General features: G+C 60.4%; 17 protein-coding genes and 1 pseudogene. 16 read left to right on the forward strand and 2 right to left on the reverse strand.

Annotated elements, in window-relative coordinates; genetic code table 11:
- Positions 1-272 precede the first annotated feature (272 nt).
- Positions 273-2,996 (forward strand): winged helix-turn-helix domain-containing protein, encoded by a 2,724-nt coding sequence (locus tag BLW24_RS14345; protein ID WP_090382649.1) that lies wholly within the window; start codon positions 273-275, stop codon positions 2,994-2,996.
- Here BLW24_RS14345 and BLW24_RS14350 read toward each other — a convergent pair.
- Positions 2,985-3,854, reverse strand: a complete 870-nt coding sequence (locus BLW24_RS14350; protein ID WP_090382655.1) for a hypothetical protein — start codon at positions 3,852-3,854, stop codon at positions 2,985-2,987. The two genes, BLW24_RS14345 and BLW24_RS14350, sit on opposite strands and share 12 nt — an antisense overlap.
- Before the next feature lie 84 nt (positions 3,855-3,938).
- Here BLW24_RS14350 and BLW24_RS14355 point away from each other — a divergent pair, with 84 nt between their 5' ends.
- Together BLW24_RS14355 and BLW24_RS14360 are read left to right on the forward strand one after the other, a co-directional pair.
- On the forward strand, positions 3,939-4,619 hold the full coding sequence (locus tag BLW24_RS14355; RefSeq protein ID WP_090382661.1) for a TetR/AcrR family transcriptional regulator: 681 nt from the start codon (positions 3,939-3,941) through the stop codon (positions 4,617-4,619).
- A 79-nt stretch (positions 4,620-4,698) separates the two neighbouring features.
- A complete protein-coding gene (locus BLW24_RS14360) occupies positions 4,699-5,640 on the forward strand; it encodes an alpha/beta fold hydrolase (protein ID WP_090382667.1) in 942 nt (313 codons plus the stop codon).
- Between the two features lie 108 nt (positions 5,641-5,748).
- On the opposite strand, the gene BLW24_RS14365 is transcribed toward BLW24_RS14360, so the two are convergent.
- A complete protein-coding gene (locus tag BLW24_RS14365; protein WP_090382671.1) occupies positions 5,749-6,588 on the reverse strand; it encodes a metal-dependent hydrolase in 840 nt (279 codons plus the stop codon).
- 391 nt (positions 6,589-6,979) lie between these two features.
- On the opposite strand from BLW24_RS14365, the gene BLW24_RS14370 reads away from it, so the two are divergent.
- The 13 genes and pseudogenes from BLW24_RS14370 (at position 6,980) to BLW24_RS14440 (ending at position 23,260) form a co-directional block, all read left to right on the forward strand.
- Positions 6,980-7,999 carry an AraC family transcriptional regulator gene (locus BLW24_RS14370; RefSeq protein ID WP_090387748.1) on the forward strand — a complete coding sequence of 340 codons (1,020 nt, stop codon included), beginning with the start codon at positions 6,980-6,982 and terminating at the stop codon, positions 7,997-7,999.
- 630 nt (positions 8,000-8,629) lie between these two features.
- Positions 8,630-9,700, forward strand: coding sequence for a helix-turn-helix transcriptional regulator (locus BLW24_RS14380; protein WP_208600179.1), 1,071 nt, complete (start codon positions 8,630-8,632; stop codon positions 9,698-9,700).
- A gap of 221 nt (positions 9,701-9,921) precedes the next feature.
- Complete coding sequence (locus tag BLW24_RS14385) at positions 9,922-10,452, forward strand: N-acetyltransferase (protein ID WP_090382673.1); 531 nt, start codon at positions 9,922-9,924, stop codon at positions 10,450-10,452.
- Positions 10,453-10,489: 37 nt separating this feature from the next.
- Positions 10,490-10,675, forward strand: coding sequence for a hypothetical protein (locus tag BLW24_RS14390; RefSeq protein ID WP_090387749.1), 186 nt, complete (start codon positions 10,490-10,492; stop codon positions 10,673-10,675).
- A gap of 128 nt (positions 10,676-10,803) precedes the next feature.
- Positions 10,804-11,199, forward strand: a complete 396-nt coding sequence (gene tnpB / locus BLW24_RS14395; RefSeq protein ID WP_244161054.1) for an IS66 family insertion sequence element accessory protein TnpB — start codon at positions 10,804-10,806, stop codon at positions 11,197-11,199.
- An 18-nt stretch (positions 11,200-11,217) separates the two neighbouring features.
- On the forward strand, positions 11,218-12,774 hold the full coding sequence (tnpC, locus tag BLW24_RS14400) for an IS66 family transposase (RefSeq protein ID WP_090375474.1): 1,557 nt from the start codon (positions 11,218-11,220) through the stop codon (positions 12,772-12,774).
- A gap of 33 nt (positions 12,775-12,807) precedes the next feature.
- Positions 12,808-13,187, forward strand: a pseudogene (locus tag BLW24_RS14405) (IS30 family transposase); the annotation flags it as partial.
- Between the two features lie 462 nt (positions 13,188-13,649).
- Positions 13,650-16,922, forward strand: a complete 3,273-nt coding sequence (locus BLW24_RS14415) for a non-ribosomal peptide synthetase (RefSeq protein ID WP_090382685.1) — start codon at positions 13,650-13,652, stop codon at positions 16,920-16,922.
- An 18-nt stretch (positions 16,923-16,940) separates the two neighbouring features.
- Positions 16,941-18,602 (forward strand): cyclic peptide export ABC transporter, encoded by a 1,662-nt coding sequence (locus tag BLW24_RS14420; RefSeq protein ID WP_090382692.1) that lies wholly within the window; start codon positions 16,941-16,943, stop codon positions 18,600-18,602.
- Positions 18,603-18,845: 243 nt separating this feature from the next.
- On the forward strand, positions 18,846-20,963 hold the full coding sequence (locus BLW24_RS14425) for a TonB-dependent siderophore receptor (protein ID WP_244161163.1): 2,118 nt from the start codon (positions 18,846-18,848) through the stop codon (positions 20,961-20,963).
- A 140-nt stretch (positions 20,964-21,103) separates the two neighbouring features.
- Entirely contained in the window at positions 21,104-21,409 is a 306-nt protein-coding gene (locus BLW24_RS14430; protein WP_090382706.1) for a hypothetical protein, read from the forward strand.
- Positions 21,409-22,953, forward strand: a complete 1,545-nt coding sequence (locus BLW24_RS14435; protein WP_090382712.1) for a PepSY-associated TM helix domain-containing protein — start codon at positions 21,409-21,411, stop codon at positions 22,951-22,953. The genes BLW24_RS14430 and BLW24_RS14435 overlap by 1 nt, the downstream gene beginning before the upstream one ends.
- A complete protein-coding gene (locus tag BLW24_RS14440; protein WP_090382719.1) occupies positions 22,946-23,260 on the forward strand; it encodes a DUF3325 family protein in 315 nt (104 codons plus the stop codon). The genes BLW24_RS14435 and BLW24_RS14440 overlap by 8 nt, the downstream gene beginning before the upstream one ends.
- Positions 23,261-23,295: the final 35 nt, after the last annotated feature.

A 23,295-nucleotide genomic window follows, 5' to 3' on the forward strand; every position in this document is an offset into this window, starting at 1 on the left:
CACGCTGCATAAAGAACCGGCCCTTGTGGCCGGTTTTTTTATGCATAGAGATTCAGTTTGATGGTCTGGCCGGTAGTGCGATCAGCCTTTGCTGGTATGCCGCTATAAGTCGTCAGTTTGCTTAGCGCACGCCAAGCACCATGCGGCAGATGGATAAGCAATCATTGCAGTTTGCTTCCTGATGGCAGCAAGGGCTTCAAATGCGCGAGTCAAGGCGCTAGGCTGCGGGGCATTGGTAGTGCCTCTGCCTGACTACTACAAGAAACCGGCTGATGACTGATCTGTCCCGCATTCCTGGCTTGGTAGCCGCGCCCAACGTACTGGGTGGGCACTTCTATCGGCCGCCTTTACCTGCCAGTTATGTGCCGCGCCCACGCTTGTGCGAACGGCTACTGGGTGGTTTGGCTGGGCGTCTGTTGCTGGTCAGCGCGCCGGCCGGGTTTGGCAAGAGTTCACTGGCCATCGAGTTCTGCGAGCACCTGCCGGAGCAGTGGCAAAGCCTGTGGTTGGGCCTGAGCCCGCGTGACAGTGATCCGGGGCGTTTTCTTGAGCGTTTGCTCAGTGGGCTGCAGCAGTTCTTCCCTGGCGTGGGGCAGGACGCGCTGGGCCTGTTGCGCCTGCGTCAACGGCATCAGCCGTTTGCCTTTGAGGAGTGGCTTGATGGCCTGCTCGATGAACTGGCTGTGCGCCTCGATCCGCAGCAGCCCTTGCTGCTGGTGCTGGATGACTATCACCTTGCGCAGGGCGCGGTGCTGGATCGTTGTCTGCAGTTTTTTCTCAACCATCTGCCGGCCGGCCTGCTGATTCTGGTGACCAGCCGCCAGCGTCCGGACTGGCACTTGGCACGTTTGCGCCTGTCGCGTCAGTTGTTGGAGTTGCATGAGCAGGATCTGCGCCTGACCGATGCTGAGAGCACGGCGTTGCTCCGCTTGCAGGGTGCCGAGTTGTCGGCAGACGCGCTGGCCGCGCTGCTGCAACGCAGTGAGGGCTGGGTGGCGGGTCTGCGCTTGTGGTCTCTGGCCGTCAGCGAAGTGCAGGAGTCCACAGCGTTACCGGCGTTGGTGCAGGGTGGTGATGGGCTGATTCATGATTACCTGCTTGAAGAAGTGATCGAACGCCAGCCGGCTGACGTGCAGGCCTTTCTCTATGAAACGGCCAGCCAGGAGCGCTTCTGCGCTGAGCTGTGTGATGCCCTGCGTGATGCCCATGACAGCGCCGCGATTCTCCGTCACCTGCAGGCGCACCAGGTATTTCTGGTGCCGCTGGATGAGCAGGGCAAATGGTTTCGCTATCACCACCTGTTTTCCGACCTGCTCCGTAGCCGGCCGCAGCCTACTCCCGGCCTGCATTTGCGCGCGTGTCGCTGGTTCAGCGCGGAGGGTCTGTTGGATGAAGCCATCGAGCAGGCGTTGCGCGCGGGCCAGCCGGACGTGGCAGCCAATCTGGTGCAGAACCTTTCCGAGGAACAATTGCTGGCCGAGCAGAACGTCGCCACCTTGCTGCGCTGGAAGATGGACTTGCCGGATAGCCTGCTGACCAGCACGCCACGCCTGATATTGCTGTACGGCTGGGCGCTGGCGCTGGCCTGTCAGCTAGATGCCTCCGAAGAATTGCTGGCTGAGCTGGGGCGCTTTCTACCCGCTCGTGAGGGCAGCGAGCAGGAAGGTCTGCTGGCCCAGTGGCTGGCGCTGAGTGGGGTGATTGCCCGCGGCCGTGGTGACAGCAGCAAGGCGCAGGCCTATTGCAGTGAGGCGCTGAGCTGTCTGCCGCTGGATCGTTATGGGCAGCGCCTGATGTGCCTGTCCAGCCTGGCCAACCTGGCGATTGTGCATGGTGATCTGTGGCGTGCGCGTGGGCTTAATCGCGAAGCGTTGGAGCTGGCGCAACGGGTCGGTAACCCGCTGTTCGAGGCCCTGGCCCATTACGACCGTGCGCGGGTATTGCAAGCCCGCGGCGAAGTGCTGCGTGCGCTGGATGAGGTGCATCAGGGCCAGCAGCGCCTGGCCAAGCTACCGGCCCAGCGGCAGTACGCCGCACGCGGACGGTTGACCCTCTACGAAGGCTATCTGCTGAGTTTGCGCCTACAACCAGAACAGGCCCGCCAGCGTCTGCTGGCCGGGATTGCCGAGGCGCGTGGCTGCCGAGATATCAGCGTGCTGATCGGTTATTGCGTGCTGGCCAGCCTGGAAGGACGCTGCGGCAACCTGCCGGAGGCCTTTGCTCAGCTGGCCGAGGCCGAGCGGCTGATGCATATCTGGGACATTCCGCCGATCTATTACCTGGCGATGATCACCCTGACCAAATGCGAGTTGTGGCTGCGTCAGGGGCAGACCGAGCTGGCGGGCGTCTGGCTGAGTCGTTTGCTGGATGCCTATGGCGGCGAGCAGGCGGCTGCCGCGCCGGAGTTTCATCCACAGTTGCCGTTGCATGTGCAGCTGCACCTGGCCACTTACGAGCGTTTGCAGGGCGAGGATGAACAGGCCGAGCGGCGTTTACGCGGCTTGAGTCAGCTGGCGCAGAACGCGGGCGGTCAACTGCTGGGGGCTATTGCGCAGATGCAGCTGACAGAATTGCTGCGTGACGCCGGGCGCGAACGGGAAGCGCAGCAACAGTTGCGCAGTGCCCTGCAAGCGGCGGCAGGCGGTGGCTTGCTGCCGTTCCATGGTCTGCTCACGCGACAGTCCGACTGGCTGCGGGAGCAGTTGCTGGGGCTGGACGCCAGCCCGCTGATCGAAGCCTTGCAACAGCATCTGCCGCAGGCGCAGTCGCTGGTCAGTCAGGACGATTATGCCGCTGTGGTCGATGCCCTCAGCTCGCGGGAATTGGCCGTACTGCAACTGATCGCCCAAGGTTGCTCCAACCAGGAGATCAGCGACAGCCTGTTTATCTCCCTGCACACGGTGAAAACCCACGCCCGTCACATCAACAGCAAACTCGGTGTGGAGCGGCGTACCCAGGCGGTGGCGCGGGCCAAGAGCCTCGGCCTACTGCGCTGACTCCGCCGGCACCGATAGATCCAGGCTGCGCGCAGGTGCTTTGCGTGGTTGCGCCGCGGCGTTTGCCAGCTTGGCTTGTACATCCTGCTGGATGCTTAGCAGCACCGGCTGCAGTTCGCGCATGTTTTGCTGCACCTCGGCATAAGCATGCTGCTGCGCCAGTTGTTCGACGCGTTGCAACAGGGTTTCACGCACCTCCCCGCTCAAATGGATAAACAGCTCGGGCAGCTGCTTGCTCAGTTCGGCGCTGTAGAGCACCAGTTCTTCGCGGCCAAACTGTTTGGTCAGGCCCAGATAGTCCAGGGCGCTGGAGGTGAGCATGGCCGCCGCCGCCTTGGTTTCATGCAGGCCTTGCAGGCGCACCGGGTTGCTTTGCTCGCTTTCCGATAGGGTCATCCAGAATTCGGTGGTCAGGGTGAACAGCACGGCTTGCTGGCGTAGCGAATAACTCATCAAGCCCAGTGCTTCGGCGGCATAGGGCTGTTGCACGGCGCGAAAATCAAAATACAGGCGCATCAACTCCTTGAGGCGAAACAGCGCTTCGCGGGCTTCGTTCTGCCGTAGTTCAAGCGGTGCGTAGATGTTCAGCTGCGGGCGGAAATTCTCTTCGCTGACCATGCGCTGGTAGATCGGCCCGGTGAACTCGCCACTGCGGCGGGGCAGGGCGTTGAGCTGAGTGCTGTCGACCTTGTTCAGCGCCTCCAGCAGTTGCTGGTAGTCGGCGCTGTTCCAGGGTTTGTGGATGTCCGGAATCTTCTGCCCAAGGTAGAACAGCTCGGTGGCCTGCACGGGCGCAAGCAGAACCAGCAAAAGGATGGCCAGCGGTAGGGTACGGCGTGATGGTAGCGTGTGCGGCACAAGAACAATCCTGCGGAGTAGGCGTGGCCCAGCGTAACCAGCTTGGCGGCTCGCGTCACCCGCGCCTTGGTTGGGACGTGTGCGATGCAGCAGGCATTGGCAGAACTGGGTGCCGTTCGCGCGGTATTTGAAGACCTCGGCGGTTACGGTGCCGTAGCCCAGCAGCAGGAACAGGACGGCGACGGGCCGCTGATCGGTCATCTACAGCGCACCAATATTCAGTTGGCGGCAATTCCGGTATTTGCCCGCAAGGGCTTGGCGGACACCACGGTGAATGACCTGCTGGCGGCGGCCAATGTGTCGCGGCGTACCTTCTACAAGTACTTCGAGAACAAGATGCAAGTGCTCGAAGGCATCTACCAGACGGCGGTATCCCTGCTGCTGTCGCGCTTCAGTGAAATGCAGAGCATCGCCGGCAGCCCGCAGGCCTGGTTAGAGGGCATGGTCGGGCGCTACTTCGACTATCACCTGGCGGTCGGGCCGATTATCCGCCTGATGCAGGAAGAAGCCCTGCGCGCCGATTCCCCGCTGGCCGCACACCGGCAGCGTGCACATACCGAGATGGCGCGGTTACTGGCCGAGCGTCTGCATGGCGCGACCCGCGCGGCGGACCCACTGACCTACCGTGCGCTGATCTGGGCCATGGAAGCGGCCTCGCTGGAGCTGCTTGGCCGCGCCGCCAAACGCGAAGAGATCGAACAGGCCAAGCGTGTGCTCAGTGAGCTGCTGATCGCCTCGTTGTGTCCTGCGTCCGGCTCAACCTAGGTTAGGCGTCAGCTCTTGGCGTACATGCTCTTATAGCCCGGATGTGTCTTTCTCATAACAACAATCTAGAGGTGCCTGCATGTCTGCTTCCAGTCTCCCGCTGACGCCACCGCTGGCGGCCGGTTTTGCCCGTCTGGGCTTCGGCGCCTTGCCGCTGGAGCGCCTCAAGGCGCGCTATGGCAATGCCGCCAATGGCTCGCGTTATATCGAACTCGACGGCTTCAACCTGCACTACCGCGACGAGGGCAGCCGCGACAAACCGGTGCTGGTCTTGATCCACGGCGTAGTCGCCTCGCTGCACACCTGGGATGACTGGTTGCCAGCCTTTGCCGCTGATTACCGGGTGATTCGTTTCGATGTGCCGGGCTTCGGCCTCACTGGCCCGGCCCGTGATGGCATGTATTCCGCTGAGCGAATGATCAAAGTATTCGGTCTGTTGCTCGACTACCTCGGCGTAAACAAGGCATTGATTGTCGGTAACTCGCTGGGCGGTTATATCGCCTGGAATTTTGCCCTGGCGCAGCCACAGCGGGTGGAGAAGCTGGTGCTGATCGACCCGGCCGGTTATCACATGCACAAGGTGCCTTGGATGATTGCCGCCGCTGCTTTACCCGGTGCCACCGTGGCCATGCCGCTGTGGATGCCGCGCGCGTTGATCGCCCAGGGCATCAAGGAAGTCTACGGCGAACCGGCGCGGATCAAGCCCGGCGTGGTGGACCGTTACAACGACCTGACGCGGCGGCCGGGTAATCGCCGGGCAATGATGGATATCTTCCGCGTGCTGCTCAAGGTCAATAAAGAAGAGCTGCACGGCACTTCGGCACGGGTTGCGCAGATTCAGGCGCCCACCCTGCTGATGTGGGGCGAGCGTGACCGCTGGATTTCACCCAAACACGTTCCGCTGTGGCAGCGCGATCTGCCGGGCATTCAGGTGAAAACCTACCCGGGCGTTGGGCATATTCCGATGGAAGAAATCCCCCAGCAAAGCGCAGCGGATGCCCTGCGTTTTCTTCAGGGCTGATCGAACAGAAGCCGATTGCGGCGGCAACAGCCGTCGCAATCGGTGAACAACAGAAGAATAAAAAAGGGAGCCTTCTGGCTCCCTTGTTGTTTGGCTGCAGTGTCCGGCTCAGGCGGCCTGGCTTTGTACAGGCAGATCGAACTCCGTACGGGTCTGGTAGAGCAGCTCCAGATTGTTGTGCTCCCAGGGGTGGAAGTTGGGCTTGAAGAAGTCGCGGTAGGTGCTGATCAGCGGACGGAACACGCCTTCCTTGCCCCACATCCACTGGATGCCGTCGCGCCATACGCGCCAGTTCCACAGCAGACCGTCCTGCTTGAGCATGTGTGCCAGGCCGCGGGTGGTGTCGAGCACGAAGAAGAAGGTGCCCATGATCATGGCCCTGCGCAGCAGTTTGCGGCTACCGCAGACCTGGTTGTACACGTCGAAGGCCACCGCCTTGTGCTCGGTTTCCTCCAGCGCGTGCCAGCGCCACAGGCGCACCATGGTGGGGTGGGCGCCTGCCAGATGTTTAGGGTCCTTGAGCAGGCCATCGGCCATGATCGCAGTGATATGTTCCAGCGCGGCGGTGGCCGCCAGTTGCCTTTGCGGCGAGAACTTCTTCTGGGTGTAGCGAATCCGCGCCTGGGCGCGTTTCTCGATACGGGTGATGTCGTAACCCCGGTCGCGCAGGCGATTGCTGTATTCCAGGTGCTCGCGGCTGTGGTGGCCTTCCTGACCGATAAAACCACGGATCTGCTCTTTCAGCACCGGGTCATCGATCTGGTCGCGGAAGTGCCGCACCGAGTCGATAAAGAAACGCTCGCCATCGGGGAACAGCACCGACATGGCATCAAACAAATGAGTCTTGAAGGCATCACCGCTGTGCCAATGCCGTGGCAGCGGATTGGGGAAATCGAAATCCATATGCCGTGGACGAATCTGCAAACCTTCCGGGGTAGTGCTGACCATACTGACTCCCTGAGTCTATGACTAAAGCGTGGTTTCACTATGGATTCGCCAAGCGCTTCGGCAAAGGTTCACAACAGCCAATATTTCGGTCATATATGGCCAATATTGCACGGATGTACCAATCTCCGTGGCTCGTCAGCTCAACGGGCTGGGCTGCCAACTCTTCGGGCTAGAGCCTTTACCCGGGCGAGAGAGGCAACAGTGTCCGGCGTGCGCCCAACCTTCGGCTGTGGTGATTGGCTGCTCGAGTCCTGAGTATGGCCAAAGCCTTCGCACACACTACGCAGGCGACTGACCTGACACTGCGGTGCAGGGGTGCCCTTGTCGGCTTTTGTCGAACAAGGTTATCGTCGCTGTCAGTGGTCATATCTGGCCCGATAATAAGAAGCCCATGAAGCAATCACTGAATTTCTCCGCCGAACTGGTTCCTGTCGCCTATGCTGCCGCCTTGCTCGACCTGGTCGAGGAGTTGGGCGTGCCACGCGCGCAGCTGTTTGCCGAGGCGCGGGTGCGACCCGAAGTGCTGGGCAACCCGCAGGGGCGGTTGTCCTTTATCGACTTTACCCAACTCACCAGCAGCGCCTTGCGTTTGTGTGATGAGCCAGCGCTGGGCCTGCTGCTCGGGCAGCGGCTAAATGTCTCGACCCACGGCATTCTCGGCTATGCAGTGCTGTCCAGCGCCAACCTCGGCAAGGCTATGCAGTTTGCCCTCAAGTACTACCGGGTGCTGGGCCTGACCTATGAACTGGAAATGGTCGAACTGGGCGCGCGGATTGAGTTGCGCGCCAGCGAAACCATGCCGCTGGGCCCGCTCAGCCGCTTCGCCGCAGAAGGTTTGCTGACCAGCCTCTACACCATAGCGCGCTTTCTGGTGGGCGAGCGTTTGCAGGAGGTCGAAGTGGGCTTTGCCCATGCCGCGCCGCATTACGCCGAGCGCTACGAACGGTTGTTTGGCGTCGCGGTGGCGTTTGAGCAGCCCTATCACCGCCTGAGCATGCCGATCACCTACCTGGACCGGCCGATGGCCCTGGCCAACCCGGCCACGGTGCAAATGTGCGAGCAACAATGCGAAGCCCTGCTGGCCAGTCTGGATGTACAGGACGGCCTGCTGACCCGCGTGCGCCGCTTGCTGCTGGCGCGCCCAGGCGACTTTCCCGACCTGGCCAGCGCCGCTGAAGCCTTGCACACCAGCGGCCGCAGCCTGCGCCGGCACCTGTCGAATATGGGCACCAGTTACCAGCAAGTGCTCGATGAAGTGCGCAAGAGCCTGGCCCTGCAATATCTCACTACGACCCACCTGCCGCTGTATGAAATCGCCTACCTGCTGGGCTTCAGCGACCCGTCGAATTTTCGCCGTGCGTTCAAGAAATGGACGGGTAAACTGCCCAGCGATTACCGCGCTGAGGAATAACCATGAGTTCTACTGCAACCCCGACCCTGATTCGTGAAACCTTCCCCGTCGGCCCGTTGCAGTGCAAATGCAAAATTTAGCGTCTCCATGGTGGCTGAACGCACAGCCTGTTAGGCCTTAAGCCCTTTGTTTATCTGGTTTAAGCCGGCCTTGGCGATAACTGTCGATCACGCTGAGTCATCATGATCCACAGCTTCAGTGTGACAAAAGTGTGCCAAGTTGGTTGCGCGGATGGCTGCAGATGATTAGGCTAGACCCTGATGCGCCGGCGAGGTAAGACAAATGCCCTGGCCTGAGGCACCCCATCATCTGGTAGTGGTGGATGTCGACGAAGGTTAGCAGGGTTCCTCGATCCGGCACCGCGGCGGCAGTAAGCGGACGAAACTGCTGCGGAAGAAAGGATGCCCACCCCAGGTGGGCAATCGCCTGATGACACCAAACCACCGGCTTTGATGGGGCCGGAAACCAATTGGTACGGTGCGGAGGAGAGCGTCGCGACTGTGGGCACAACCCCGCGTTTGGACGGATCCCATCCAGTAGTTGAACCAGCAGCTACCGATGGTCAATCGCCTGCGCTTCCGCGGACCCATCCAAACCTGACTCCTTTTACGAGTCGGGCGAGGATGAATCATGTCGCTCGAAAAGCTTCTCACAGTTACTGATCTCGCCGAGATCCTAGGTCGGTCTACCGGCACCATCAAAAACCAGCACTCAAAGAATCCCTCGCGCTTGCCTCCTGTTTGCCGCATTCCTGGCGCAGGCAGACTCTTGTGGCGTCGTGCGGATGTTGAGAGTTGGCTGCAGCTGTATGTTGTTCAACTCGACTTAATTGACTCTGCTGGGCCTGTCAAAAAACGAAAGCCTGGTCGACCTCGGAAGTCCGAGCGAATGACTCAGCGAGGAGGCACGGAGATCGCCGGTAAGTCCGCTGGGCTTGACCATAACGTCGTTTCCGCTTTTCTTGACCAATTCATACTCAGATCTCGCCCAAAGTGGGACGAGGTGACAGACGAGTTTGACCTTGCTGATATCTATCCTTGGCGCTTTGGGCTACGCCTGTCAGTAGCATCCCGGCCCTTGTTACAAATAGAGGACAGCCAAGATCCGCTGTTGATCGTATCGCCTGGGCAGCTGGGCAACTCTCTGCGTTACATCTTCAACGGGGCGCACACGGGGCGACTTAAACGGGAGTTTTTCCGGACGGAGGGCATGAGGGACGAATGGCTGGGGGAAGCTCGGGAGGGACACACTTTCGAAAAGTCCTTAGAAAAAGAATTGCTAGATGCAGGATGGACTGTTCGGCGCGGCATCGGCTTCCCGGAGCTACTGAGGCGGAATCTGCCAACAGACCCAGGTGATATTGATCTGTTTGCTTGGCGCACGGACCGCAACCAAGTGCTCATAGTCGAATGTAAGGACCTTTCACTTGCGCGAAACTACTCAGAAGTGGCTTCACAGCTCTCCGAGTATCAGGGTGAAGACATAAAGGGCAAGCCAGACAAGCTCAAAAGGCATCTGAAGCGTGTTGCACTCGCGCAGGAGAACCTTGCTGACTTGGCACGATTCACGTCAATCAAAGATCCCGAGCTGGTGTCCTGGCTTGTTTTCAGTGGCGCGTCCCCTGTCGCCTACGCGCAGTCGCAGATCGCTGCACTGCAAGGTACACATGTCGGGCGATCAAACGACCTTCTCAAATACTGATCGAAAGAAACGAGATTGTTGCTATGTGAGCTGACAGGCAAGCATCTTCTATTGGCTGTTCTCTGCCTATCGTCACTTATTGCGTCAGGGTCGATCTTGCGCGACACTGCGATCCGACAACTAACCCTCATGATCGGCGTGGCACGACCATCTGGTTCGAGGGGGAAAGGCCGGCCTAGTGCCGGTTTTTTCGCTTATGGATCCCGTGAAACTGTCTCGACATGAAGTCCCATAAATACGACATCCGCTATCAGACTTACCGTTCGCAGGCTCGGAATCTGTCAGCTGAGCTGCTCCACGAACAGCCTGACCTGCTACGTGACGGCATCGATCCGCACCAGGTTAGATTCGAGCCGATCACCGATGTGGCTATCGAGGCCTGTCACCTCTGGGGCGAAGAGTCCGAGCTGTATCCATGGGAGGATGTCCCTTCTTGGAAAGCGAAGGATCGCAAAGGCTTCGACCTCGCGCTGTGGTATGGGCCAGAGCTTTGCGGCCTCTGCTATGCAACACCCAAGCAGAGCAGCATCTGCATCAAAATCATTCTCCTTGAGGGCAAGCCCGACCAGTCGCATCCATTGAGGGGCGAAGTCGCGCCATTGGCCCTCTTGGCCATCGACTACTACGCTCGGATGATAAAATGCACGGAGATCGAGGTCCAGGACCCTGAAACCCTGGCAGTTCCCTGGTATCGCGAGCTTGGATTCGACTACACGGAAGATGGCCGACTTGTCATTCAGGTCAATGCCTAATACGATGAACATCAAACCTATCGACACTGAGGTGTCTATGATCGCCACCAAGCGCCAAGCCAAACCGTTGATTGCTAAGCTCGATACCATCGCGCAGTTCGAGGCTGAAGCACGTCGCTTGGCTGGCAGGGTGTCCGAGAATCAGCTCCGTTTCCTCAAGGTTGCCAAAGCCAAGGGCAAGGAAATGGAACCTACCGGCCGGATGGCCGGTGCCCGCGCCTAAAAAGCGAAAGGTTTACAAGAAGCCGCCCACGGGCGGCTTTTTTGCGTCAACGCGGGACGCAAATCGAATGGAGGCTGAAATGTAAGCGCTCCATAAACCTCATCTACAAATGATCCGCAGGCCAGCCAATGCTGAGCTCCAATTTCTTTCTGGAGCCAGCCGTCATGATGCGCCCCGACGCCAAAGTCGAAAAAGTCTATCTATACCCCAAGCCGGTGGATTTCCGAAAATCCATCGATGGCCTGGCCGCCCTGGTCGAGCTGGATATCAAGGTGGCGGTGTTCGACCCGGTGCTGTTCGTCTTCCTCAACCGCGCGCGCAGCCGGGTGAAGATTTTGTATTGGGAGCGCAACGGCTTTTGCCTGTGGCTCAAGCGATTGGAGGCTGAACGCTTCAAGTCGCATCCGGAACCTGGCGAAGATGCGATCGTGCTGACGGCCCAGGAGTTGAACTGGTTGTTGGACGGTATCGACCTGTGGCGCAACCGGCCGCACCAGGTTTTGACCCCTAGGTTCGTCACCTGAGCCGGTATAATCCACGGCATGATTTCTGTGCCCGAAACCCTTCCTGATGACCCCGCCGCGCTCAAGCAATTGCTCGCTGAGGTGTTGTCGTCGGCGCAGGAATTGGCCAAGGACAAGGATGGGCAGATCGAGCGCCTGCGCGAACAAAACGCGCTGTTGATCCAGCGCCTGTTCGGCCGTAAATCCGAGCAGAGCAGCGACCCGGATTCACCGCAGCTAGAGATGTTCAACGAAGCGGAAAGCCTGGCCGAAGCGGCGGCTGAAGCTCCGGCCGCTGAGGTCGAGGAAGAAGTCGTTGCGCCGACCAAGCGCCGCGGCAAGCGCAAGCCGTTACCGGCCGAACTACCGCGTGTCGAGGTCATCCACGAACTGCCCGAACACGAACTGACCTGCGAATGCGGTTGCCGCAAGCAGGCCATCGGCGAAGAAACCAGCGAGCAGCTGGAAATCATCCCGATGCAGGTTCAGGTGATCCGCCACATTCGCAAGACCTATGCCTGCAAGGCCTGCGAAAGCGCGCCGGTCACCGCTGACAAACCGGCCCAACTGATCGAGAAAAGCCTGGCCAGCCCGAGCGTGCTGGCGATGCTGCTGACCAGCAAATACGCCGACGGCATCCCACTGTATCGCTTCGAAAAGATGCTCAGTCGCCATGGCATCGACATCCCCCGGCAGACCCTGGCGCGCTGGGTGATCCAGTGCGGCGAACTGCTACAACCGTTGCTCAACCTGATGCGCGACAGGCTGCTGGACAGTCCGGTGATCCACTGCGATGAAACCCGCGTGCAGGTGCTCAAGGAGCCTGGGCGCGATCCGAGCAGCCACTCCTGGATGTGGGTGCAGACCGGTGGCCCGCCTGGCAAACCGGTGATCCTCTTCGACTACACAACCAGCCGCGCGCAGGAGGTGCCGCTGCGCCTGCTCGACGGTTATCGCGGCTACCTGATGACCGACGATTACGCCGGCTACAACGCCGTGGCCGCACAACAAGGTGTTGAGCGCCTGGCCTGCTGGGCGCATGCGCGGCGCAAGTTCGTCGAAGCGCAAAAGGTGCAACCGAAGGGCAAAACCGGGCGTGCCGACATCGCGTTGGGGATGATCAACAAGCTCTACGGCATCGAGCGCGAACTTAAGGATGCCAGCGATGAACAGCGCTACCGGGGCCGCCAGCAGCACAGCCTACCGCTCCTCGATCAGCTCAAGACCTGGCTGGAGAAAACCCAGCCGCAGGTCACGGCGCAGAATGCCCTGGGCAAAGCAGTGAACTACCTGGCGAGCAACTGGAGCCGACTCGAACGCTACATCGAGGCTGGCCACCTGCCGATCGATAACAACGCTGCCGAGCGCGCGATCCGGCCCTTCGTCATAGGTCGCAAGAACTGGCTGTTCAGCGACACGCCGAAAGGCGCGACCGCCAGCGCCCAACTCTACAGCCTGGTGGAAACCGCCAAGACCAATGGCCAGGAGCCCTACGCCTGGCTGCGCCATGTCCTCGAACGCCTGCCGCTGGCCAACAGCGTTGAAGCCTACGAAGCGCTGCTGCCTTGGAACTGCCAACCAACGACGCCACTGTAAAACGCAAAACCTCTCCAGAGGGAGGTGGGGTCTATGGAGCGCTTACGCATGAGTCAAGTGCGCATCGCCAAACAGCTGGGCGTCCATTCCGCGACAGTCAGTCGGGAAGTTCGCCGCAATGGGACTCAAAAGGCCTACAAAGCGGTCCTGGCAGACCAGCAAAGCGGCGTTCGCCAGCGCAGTGCACACAAATTCTGCAAGCCGAAAGTGTGGCTGCATGCGCATATTCCGCTCTGGCTGGAGCAGGGTTTTAGTCCCGAGCAGATCGCACAGCGCTTGAAGCTGGAATAGCCTGATCAAGCTGTCAGTCATGAGTGGATTTACCGCTTTGTCGATGTGGATAAAGGGGCGGCGGGTTGCTTTACCTACACCTTCGGCATCGTCGAAAGCGGTACCGCAAACGCTACGTGTCGTGGTCAAGTTTTAGTGGACACCTGAATAGGGGAATTTCAGGCGGTTGCTTTTTCGTACTCGGCCGGTGACTAGTTACCGAGCTTGGAACAGCCTGCTGCGAATGAAGATACTGCTCGCTCTTCAAGGTGATCACGACGAAGGGCTAACCACTTGGCAACTCCATAAACACCTTGCCAACTCGGGTGAGCCGATCTCCCTGGTTAGCGTCCGCCAAGGGGGGCACGTCTGTATAGGCGAGATATTCTCGTGCGCGTCGGGCGGGGCCAGTATCGCCTCAAACAGAACCGTTTACCCGAGCTTGGGCAAGGCCTAGCTCGGGCCGAGGTTTGCTTAGCCGATGGGGGCGGCAGTGGTCGGTGCGTGCTGCGCTATATCATTTTGACAATAATTATCATTTGTATTTAATATTCGCACGCATTTGACGCCCTGCCTGCGGCGTCTAGTCTCGGATATTACTCTGCATGAATGAGCTCGATAGCGCCTTGCTGGCGCTGCTGCTTGAGGATGAAGCGTCTCAGGTAGACCGCATATCCTTACTGCTATCCGCCGGTCCGTCCCCCCTGTCCTTTGCCCAACAGCGTTTGTGGTTTCTGCAGCGGCTGGCCCCAGAATCGACAGCCTACAATCTTACTCGGGCTTTTCACCTGAGCGGCAGGCTCGATGTGTTGGCGTTGGAGAAAGCCTTCCAAGCCTTGATCGCTCGGCACGCGGTATTGCGCACTCGCTTCGAAGACATTCAGGGCGAACCGCAACAGATTGCCCTTGCTGAGGTGTCGTTCAGCCTGGCCTGCGAGCAACACACCGGCATGTCTGATGAGGCACAGTTGGCCGTCCTCAGTCGCCGTCTGCAGGATGAGGCCGCACAGACCTTCGACTTGAATCTGGCTCCACTGCTGCGGGTAACCCTGCTGCACTTCGACGAGCAGAACCACGGCCTGCTGCTGGCCATGCACCACATAGTCTCGGATGCCTGGTCCAATCCCATTCTGGTACGGGACTTGGCCGCCGCCTACGCACAGGCCCTGGCGGGACAAACGCCTGAGCTGCCGGTGCTACCCGTGCAATACCCCGACTATGCGGTGTGGCAGCGCCAGCAGTTGCAAGGCGAGGCTTTGGCGACTGAGCTGCGTCACTGGCGCCAGTATCTGGGCGAGCGCGTGCCGGTACTGGAATTGCCCACCGACCTGCCGCGCCCGGCACAGCCGAGCCAGCGCGGGCAGCGGCTGCGGTTCGCCCTGCCGAGCGAGCTCAGCGAGCGTGCCCAGCGGTTCTGCCGAGCCGAGAGCTGCACGCCCTTCGTGTTGCTGCTGGCTACCTGGCAAGTACTGCTGGCGCGCTACAGCGGCCAGCAGGCCTTCGCCATCGGCGTGCCCCATGCGGCCCGCAGCCGGTGCGAACTGGAGGAGCTGATAGGTTTCTTCGTCAATACCCTGGTCTACCGGGTTGATCTGGGCACCCAGCTGAGCGGCCGCGAGCTATGCCGGCGGTTACGCCAAGAGTCCTTGGCGGCACTGGATCACGCCGAGCTGCCGTTCGAACTGTTGCTGGAGCAATTGCAAATTGAGCGCGATCCGAGCCGCACTCCGTTGTTTCAGGCGATGTTTAACCTGAGTAGCGGTGCAGCGGTGTGCCTGAGTCTGGCGGATATCCAGATCGAGCAGCTGCGGATCGATGCCGACAGTGCCAAGTTCGATCTGAGTCTGGATGTCGCAGTGCGGCCGGATGGCGTGCACTGCGAACTGGAGTACAACCTGGATCTGTTCCTGCCGGCCACCGCCGAGCGCATAGCGGCGCATTACCAGCAATTGCTGAACGCTTTACTGGACAGCCCTGACTCAAGTGTTTGGCAGCTGCCCCTGTTGGCGAGCGGTGAACGCGAGCTGGTGTTGCGTCAGTGGAACCGCAGCGAGCGGTTGTTGAACCCGGGTGAGGACATGCTGGCCCTCTTCGAGCGCCGTGTCCTTGTCGCTCCAGGGCGCTGCGCGCTGGTCTGCGGTACAGAGCAGTTGAGCTACGCCGAGCTGAATGCCAGAGCTAATCGCCTGGCGCACTGGTTGCGTGAGAAAGGTGTGGGCGGCGAGCAGTTGATCGGTGTCTGCCTGGAGCGCGAGGCCGCATTGCTGGTGGCATTACTGGCGATCCACAAGGCCGGTGCCGCCTACCTGCCGATCGACCCGGCGCAGCCGCCCGCGCGTAACGTCGATATACTCGCCCAGGCTGCACCGCGCCTGCTACTGACCCGTGAAGCCTTGGCTGGCCTGTTCGATAACGGCTCGCCGGTGGTCACCTTGGAGTCGCTGGAACCGACCCTAGCGACACGCAGCGAAGCGAATCCCGGGTTGCTCGCGCAGCCACGGCAGCTGGCTTACAGCCTCTATACGTCCGGCTCTACCGGCCGACCCAAGGGCGTGCAGATCGAACGCGAAGCATTGGCCAATTTTCTCCAGGGTATCCAAGCGCATGCGCGTCTGACGGCTAATGACCGGTTGCTGGCGGTGACCACTCTGGGCTTCGATATCGCAGCACTGGAGCTGTTCCTGCCATTGCTGCATGGCGCCTGTGTGGTGCTCGCCCAGCGTGAGCATACGCTGCAGCCAGCCGCCTTGATCGAACTGCTGGAGACCCAGGCGATCAGCGTGATGCAGGCGACGCCGGCCACCTGGCAGATGCTCCTGGATCACGACAGCCCAGCTTGGCAAGGACTGCGGGTGCTCTGTGGCGGCGAAGCACTGGCCGGCGAGTTGGCCGAACGCCTGCTGGCGCGCGGTGTGCGCCTGAGCAATGTCTACGGGCCGACCGAAACTACCGTATGGTCGGCGGCGCAGAAGGTCGAGCGAGTGGATGCAGCAGTCGTCCCTATAGGTCGGCCGCTGGCCAATAACCGTCTGTACATCCTCGATGAATACTTACAACCGCAGCCACCCGGCGTAGTGGGGGAGCTGTATATCGGTGGTGCCGGCCTGGCTCGTGGCTATGCCGGACGTGCTGATTTGACCGCCGCGGCCTTTGTGCCCAATCCCTTCGCCGTGACCGGCGCGCCGGGGGCAGGCCCAGGCAGCCGGCTCTACCGTACTGGCGATCTGGCCCGCTACCGCGCCGACGGCAGTGTCGAGTTTCTCGGCCGGCGGGATTTTCAGGTGAAATTGCGCGGCTTTCGCATCGAGTTGGGCGAAATCGAAGCGGCGTTGAACGCCCATGGCGAGGTACAACAGGCTGTGGTGGCGGTACGCAAAGCACCTGGCGGGCAGGATGCATTGGTCGCCTACCTGCGCGCCGCTCCTGAGTTGCTCAGCGAAAGTCTCGGCCCCTATCTGCGCGAGCGGCTGCCGGCCTACATGCTGCCGGCGGCCTTCGTCAGGCTGGAGAGTCTTCCTCTGAATGCAAACGGCAAGGTCGACCGCCAGGCATTGCCTGCTCCTGTCTGGGGCGCGGCCGAAGCGACGATGCCGCCGGCCAGCGATAGCGAAAAACGCCTGGCCGCGATCTGGACTGAAGTGCTGGGAGTAAGCGCCATCTCGCGCCAGGACGAGCTCTTCGCCCTAGGCGCGCAGTCCCTGCAACTGGTGCGTATCCAAGCGCGGATCGCCCGCGAGTTCGCCTGCGAGGTGGCCTTGGCCGAGCTGTTCGCCCATCCGCGTCTAAGCGACATGGCCCTGTTGATCGAACAAGCCTGCCTGACACCTGAAGAGGATCAATGGGCGCAGATCGACAGCCTGTTGCAAGCCTATGAATAAGCGTATCGAGGGATATCCATGATGGTCTTTATGTCTTTGCTGCAACGCCACCGTGGTCTGCTCACGCTGGCTCTGCTGGGCAGCCTGGCGAGCGCGGCGGCTGGCATCGCGCTGCTCAACGAAATCAATCAGCTGATCGCCGGTGCGCAGACCCTGAGCATTGCTCGAGGGAGCTATTACCTCGGCCTGCTGCTGGTGCTATTTGCCTGTGGTTTCGCCTCCCAAGCCTTGCTGACCGCCCTGGGCCACCGGGTGGTCTATGAGCTGCGCCTGCAACTGGTCAAGCGCTTGCTGGATACGTCTATCGAGCAATTGGAGAAGATCGGCGCTGCGGGCCTGTATGCCACCCTGAGCAAGGACGTCGAGTCCATAGGCCAGGCCTTCAACCGGCTGCCCTTCGTGCTCTACAACGGCATCTTGATGTTGGGCGGCTTTGCCTATCTGGCCTGGCTTTCCTGGCAACTGCTGCTGCTTTGTGGGTTGTTGTTGGGGCTGGGGGTCTGGTTGGCCCATGGCTGGTTCGCGCGGATGCGCGAGTTGATGAAAGTGGTGCGCGACACAGATGATCAGCTTTACGCCGCCTATACCGCGGCCATCGAGGGGCGCTACGAACTGGCGTTGAACACCCAGCGCAAGCAGCGTTTCTACGCGCTTGATCTGCTTCCAGCGGCCGACCGTGCACGGGCTAACGAGGTACTTGCCGACCGCTACTGGACGCTCAGCCTGAACTGGACGGTGACGCTGATCCTTGGCTTGGCCGGTGGGTTATTCGCCGCTGGAGCGTGGCTGGGCATAGGCGCAGCCACTGTGGCGGCTTTCGTCCTAGTGCTGATGTTCCTGCGCATGCCGCTCAACGATATGATCGGCAGCCTGCCCACCTTGGTTTCCGGGAATGTGGCCCTGGCCAAGATCGAGTCGCTGACCCTGGCACCTTGTCGTCCCGAGTTCGCTGTCCAACAGCCCAGGGTTCCCAATAGCGGTGAGCTGCTGCTAGAACTCGAAGGGCTGACTTACGCCTATCCGTCAGTCAGCGATGATTATGGCTTTCACTTGGGACCCATCGACCTGCATGTCTATGCCGGCGAGACGCTGTTTATCGTCGGCGGCAACGGCAGCGGCAAGTCGACCCTGGCCAAGTTGCTGACCGGGCTTTATCGCCCAAGCGGCGGGCTATTGAGCTTGCACGGCGAAGAGATCACCGATGAGCGGCGGGATTGGTATCGCAGCCATTTTTCCACAGTGTTTTCCAGCTTCCATCTGTTCGAGCGACTGGTCGGCCCGACAGGCAATTTCGATCTGTCTCTGGCCCAGGCCTGGCTGGCTCGCCTGCGCATGGAGCGCAAAGTGTCCATCGATCCGGCCGGTCTGCTTTCCACCACCCAGTTGTCCCAGGGGCAGCGCAAGCGCCTGGCCCTGCTGGTGGCGCTGGTGGAGGAGCGGCCTATTTTGCTGCTAGACGAATGGGCGGCGGATCAGGACCCGCTGTTCCGTGCCTTCTTCTATCTGGAACTGCTGCCCGAGCTGAAAGCGCGGGGCAAGACGGTAATCGCTATCAGCCACGACGACCGCTACTTCGCTGTGGCTGATCGGGTGCTCAAGTGTGACGGCGGTCAGTTAAGCGTGCTGGATAAAAGCGGCTTCAGGCCGGTGCAAGAGCAGTTGGCGGTTGCCGTTAGTTGAATTTTGGCTGCTGGTGTTCGGGCATCCGGTACAGCTAACAAGCGGTTATCGATCTGAGCCTTATACGGCTTTACCAGGTAAACGTCTGGCAAAGGCTTGTGAGATGGCACTTTGCATAGTTGCAATTGCAATTGCAATTGCAAATCGTTATCGTTATCGACTCTATTTGATAAGTTGGGGGGATATATGCAGCATCGAGGAAAGCGGTCAAAGCAGGGCGCGCGGGTTTCCAAGCGTCTATTGATGCCATTTATGCTGAGCGGCATCGCCTTCTCAGGTGCGTCATGGGCTGAGGAGCAAGCCGCGCCAGCGGATGCTCTGGATCTGCCTGCGCAGACAATCACCGGCAAGCAAAACGACGAAACGGTGGTGACCGCAGGCTCGAAAGTCCCAGTTAAGCTGCGCGAAGTACCACAAACGGTCAATGTGGTCGGTCAGCAGCGTATCGAGGAACAGAACCTCTACACCCTGGAACAGGCCATGAAGCAGGTCGGCGGGGTGACGGTGCAGCGCATCGATGCCAACCGCACGACCTATCTCTCTCGCGGCTTCGAGATGACCTCGCTGTCATTGGATGGCACGCCTACCACTATGGATGGCCGCATCTTCCTCTCGCCGGACATGGCGATGTACGAACGGGTTGAAGTACTTAAAGGCCCGGCCGGTATCCTCAATGGCACCGGCGGCACTGGCGGTACCATCAATCTGGTGCGCAAGCGCCCGCAGGCCGAAGCGGCGGTTGACGGTGAACTGAGCGCCGGGTCCTGGGATGACTATCGCAGCATGATCGATGTCACCGGCCCGTTGACCGAGAGCGGCAATATCCGCGGCCGTGCGGTAGCCAGCAAGCGTGACCGGCATTTCTATTACGACGGCGGCGATGAAAAGAGCAATCTGTTCTATGGCGTGCTGGAAGCCGACCTGACCCCGGATACTCTTTTGACCTTGGGCGTTAGCCATCAGGAAGTGGATGCGCGCGGTGCCCAGCGTTCGCTGCCGTCCTATCTGTCGGTGACCCCGGGTGGTGATTTCAAGCTGTCACTGGTCGATGTCTCGCGCTCGAATTTCTATGGCGCCGACTGGAATCGTGACTATTTCTGGAGCGACAGCGCTTTCGCCGAGTTGGAGCAACAACTGGCTGGTGGCTGGAAGGCCAAGCTGTCCCTGCGCCATGCGCAGAATAACTTCGACCTGACCCAGGCATACGCACGCAACGGTTTCGGCATAGACCCAGAGCTCAATGTGGTGGACATCAACGCCATCCGCTTCGACTACCGCGAAGAGCAGAACGAGGTGGATGCCTATGTTGATGGGCCGTTTAGCCTGTTCGGTCGCGAGCATAAGCTGCTGCTCGGGGCCAACTACAGCCGTTCCGAATTCCACAACAAAGGGGATTTCGACTCCGAGTTTCTCGAAGAGGTGGATCTGTTCGATCCGCAGGTCAGCGCAGCGCAAATTGACTTGGTTCCTCAGCAAGACGTTTTCGCCGATACACGTCAGCGTGGGATCTACAGCAATCTGCGCCTGAGCCTGGCCGACCCGTTGACCCTGGTACTGGGCGGGCGTCTCTCCTGGTGGGACTTCGACAACACCACCTACACTCCGAGCGTTGCCCGCACCGGCAATAGCAACGACAATATAGACGGCGAGTTCACCCCTTTCGTCGGCCTGGTTTACGACATCAACCAAACCTATTCCCTCTATGCCAGCTATGCCGAAGTCTTCCATCCGCATGATGCACGCACCCGCGATAGCAATGGTGGCATGCTCGAACCGCTGCAGGGCGAGCAGTGGGAAGCAGGTATCAAGGGCGAGTATCTGGACGGCGCATTGGCAGCCTCCTTTGCCGTGTTCCAGGTCGAGGAGGAAAACCGCGCCATCGACGACCTGAATGAGGGCACGATTGCCGGGGGGAAGGCCCGCAGCCGCGGCTTCGAGACCGAACTCAACGGCCAGCTAACCACCGACTGGACCTTGAACGCCAACTACACCTATACCCACAAGGACCATCTAAACAGCACCGACACCGTCAAAATCTATACACCTAAGCACATCTTGCGCGTATGGACCCGCTACCAACTGCCGGGTGATTTGCAACGTTGGAATCTGCAGGCGAGCATGAACAGCGTCAGCAAGGCTTACAACACCATCACCCCACTGGGGGATGCCAAGCTGCAGCAAAGCGGCTACACCCTGTTCGATGCCGGTTTTGGCTACCAGATCACTCCGCAGTTGTCGGCGGATCTACTGGTCACCAACTTGACCGACAAGAAGTACTACCAGCGCATCAATACCATGCAGGACGGCAATATCTGGGGTGACCCACGTGCCGCAACCATGACCCTGCGCGCCAAGTTCTAAGGTCTGCCGCAGGTACAAAGCCCGGCTCTTTTGGGAGTCGGGCTTTTGTCGTTTTGCCGCCCGTAGCCGCCTCGATTTATCGAGCAGGTGCCAGTGTCATTCGCAGTGCGATGGAGCTGGCTCGATTCAAGGAGATCTAAGTGCGAACTGCCGCCAAAGCCTCTGGCAACAGTGCTGCCCTTGCGCGCGGCGCTTACCTGCTAACCGTACTGATCGGTAGCTATGGGGTTATCTGGATCCTGACGGGGTGTATCGCCCTTGCGTTATTACAGCTGGGGCTGGAGCGTAGCGAGGCGGTGATTACCAGCACTTTGCTGGGATTTATGCTCTATCCGGCGCTCGTTATCGCGGCACTTGCAACGCAGCGACCGCTGCGGCTCTGGGCCGTACTGATGGCGGCTAGCGTTTTGTTCGGGTTGATCAACCGCGGCTGGGGCGCAGGCTGATGTTTGCCAACTTACGCCAGGCCATGCTCTGGCTGCACAGCGTGCTCGGTCTGACCAGCGCCGGGGTGCTGTTCGTCGCGTTCTTTATGGGCAGCCTGGCCCTGTACGACAGCGAACTGGATCGCTGGATGCTGCCGCAGACGCGGTTGTCAGCACCTGCCGCCGAGCTGTCCCTGGACCGTCAGGTATTGCCTGAGGTTGAGCGTCTAACGGCGGGGCAGGCGCTGGAACAATGGTATGTGGAGCTGCCCAACAGCCGGGTTCCCGTACTGCGCCTGCAGACCTGGGATCTACAGGATCAAGGACAAAGCCAATTTATCGATCCGGGTACTGGCCGTGTGGTAGCGGCGACCAGTAGCCGGGGCGGTGACTTCTTCTACCGCTTTCATTACATGCTGCATCTGGAGGCCGGTAACCTGGGCCTGTTGCTGGTGGGCCTGGCCAGCATGGTCGGTTTGTTGGTGATAGTGGCTGGGGTACTGATCCATGTGCGGCTGTTCAAGGATTTCTTCAGCTTCCGCCCGGACAAGGTGCCGCGGCGTTTGCTGGATCTGCACAATCTGTCCGGGGTGTTCGCCCTGCCGTTTTTTCTGCTCATCCTGTTGAGCGGTCTGCTCATCAGTTTTCCCCAGTATCTGCCGGCTGGCCTCCTCGCGGCTTACCCGGAGCAGCCCGGCAAATTCGCCAGCGAGGCACGCGATACTTTCAATCGACCGGCGCTGGGCCAGCCAGGCCGACTGGCGTCCCTGGATGCCATGGCCGCACAGGCCCGGGCGATATGGCAGGGCGGCGAACCGACCTTTGTCCGCGTTTGGCACCCGGGCGACGCTGGCGCCTATGTGGAAATCAGCCGTTCCCTGGCGGATCGCTTGAGCAGCGACGGTGAGACTCTGTTCTTCGACGGGGCCAGCGGACAGTTGCTGCACCAGTCGCGGCTCAAACCGGCGGCTGCCACCTATAGCCTGCTGGCCGGGCTGCATGTGGCGCACTTCCAGCAGCCGCTGCTGCGTGCTCTGTATTTCCTTGCCGGTATCAGCGGCTGCCTGATGCTGGCCAGCGGTCTGTTGTATTGGATCGAAAAACGCCGCCTGCGCTTGCCCGAGGGCCGTGCCGGCTTGCGCTTGATGCAGGTTCTCGCCGTCAGTCTGATCACCGGGCTGCCCTTGGCGACCCTGGTCATGCTGGCGGCTAACCGCTTGTTGCCGGCGACTCTGACGCTACGCGCGAGTTGGGAGGTCTGGCTGTTCTTCGCAGCCTGGTTGGCTGCGGGGCTGCACAGTATCATGGCCGTCTACCGCTTCGAGCACCGTGCGCCCTGGCGAGCGCAGTGCGGGCTGGTGGCCTTGCTGGCCCTGGCCGCATTGCTGCTTAACGGCCTGAGCACCGGCGACTATCTATGGCGCACCCTGGGTCAAAGCCAATGGGCGGTAGCCGGAGTGGATGGTGTTTTGCTGCTGGTGGCAGGGCTGGCTGGCGGTGCCTGGCTGCGCTTGGCTCGGCGGGGGAGTCGGGCGTTGCCAGGCGAGGCACTGAAAGATGCTTGAATTGCTGCTCGTCGTCACCGTACTAGTGCTGCATCTGCTCGGCCTGACTTGCCTGGCACTGGCTCAGGACAAACATTGGAAAATGTTGGTCGTCTATGCTCGGCGCCAAACGTGGGTAGCGCCTATCGGCTGGGGCAGTCTGGTGCTGAGCCTGCTGCTGGCCTGGGTTTACCAAGGGATGGCTTTTGGTAGCCTGATCTGGTTGCTCCTGTTGCCGCCAAGCGGCCTCGCTCTGGCCTTCATCCTCGCTTGGCTCCCGCAATTGTTGTGGCCACTGGCAAAGCTGCTGAGACGGCAAGGCGAATAGCGGTGAGCAACTGACACTGGTTGCAGCAGGCGCAT

This window comes from Pseudomonas anguilliseptica (genome assembly GCF_900105355.1).
Lineage (GTDB): Bacteria > Pseudomonadota > Gammaproteobacteria > Pseudomonadales > Pseudomonadaceae > Aquipseudomonas > Aquipseudomonas anguilliseptica.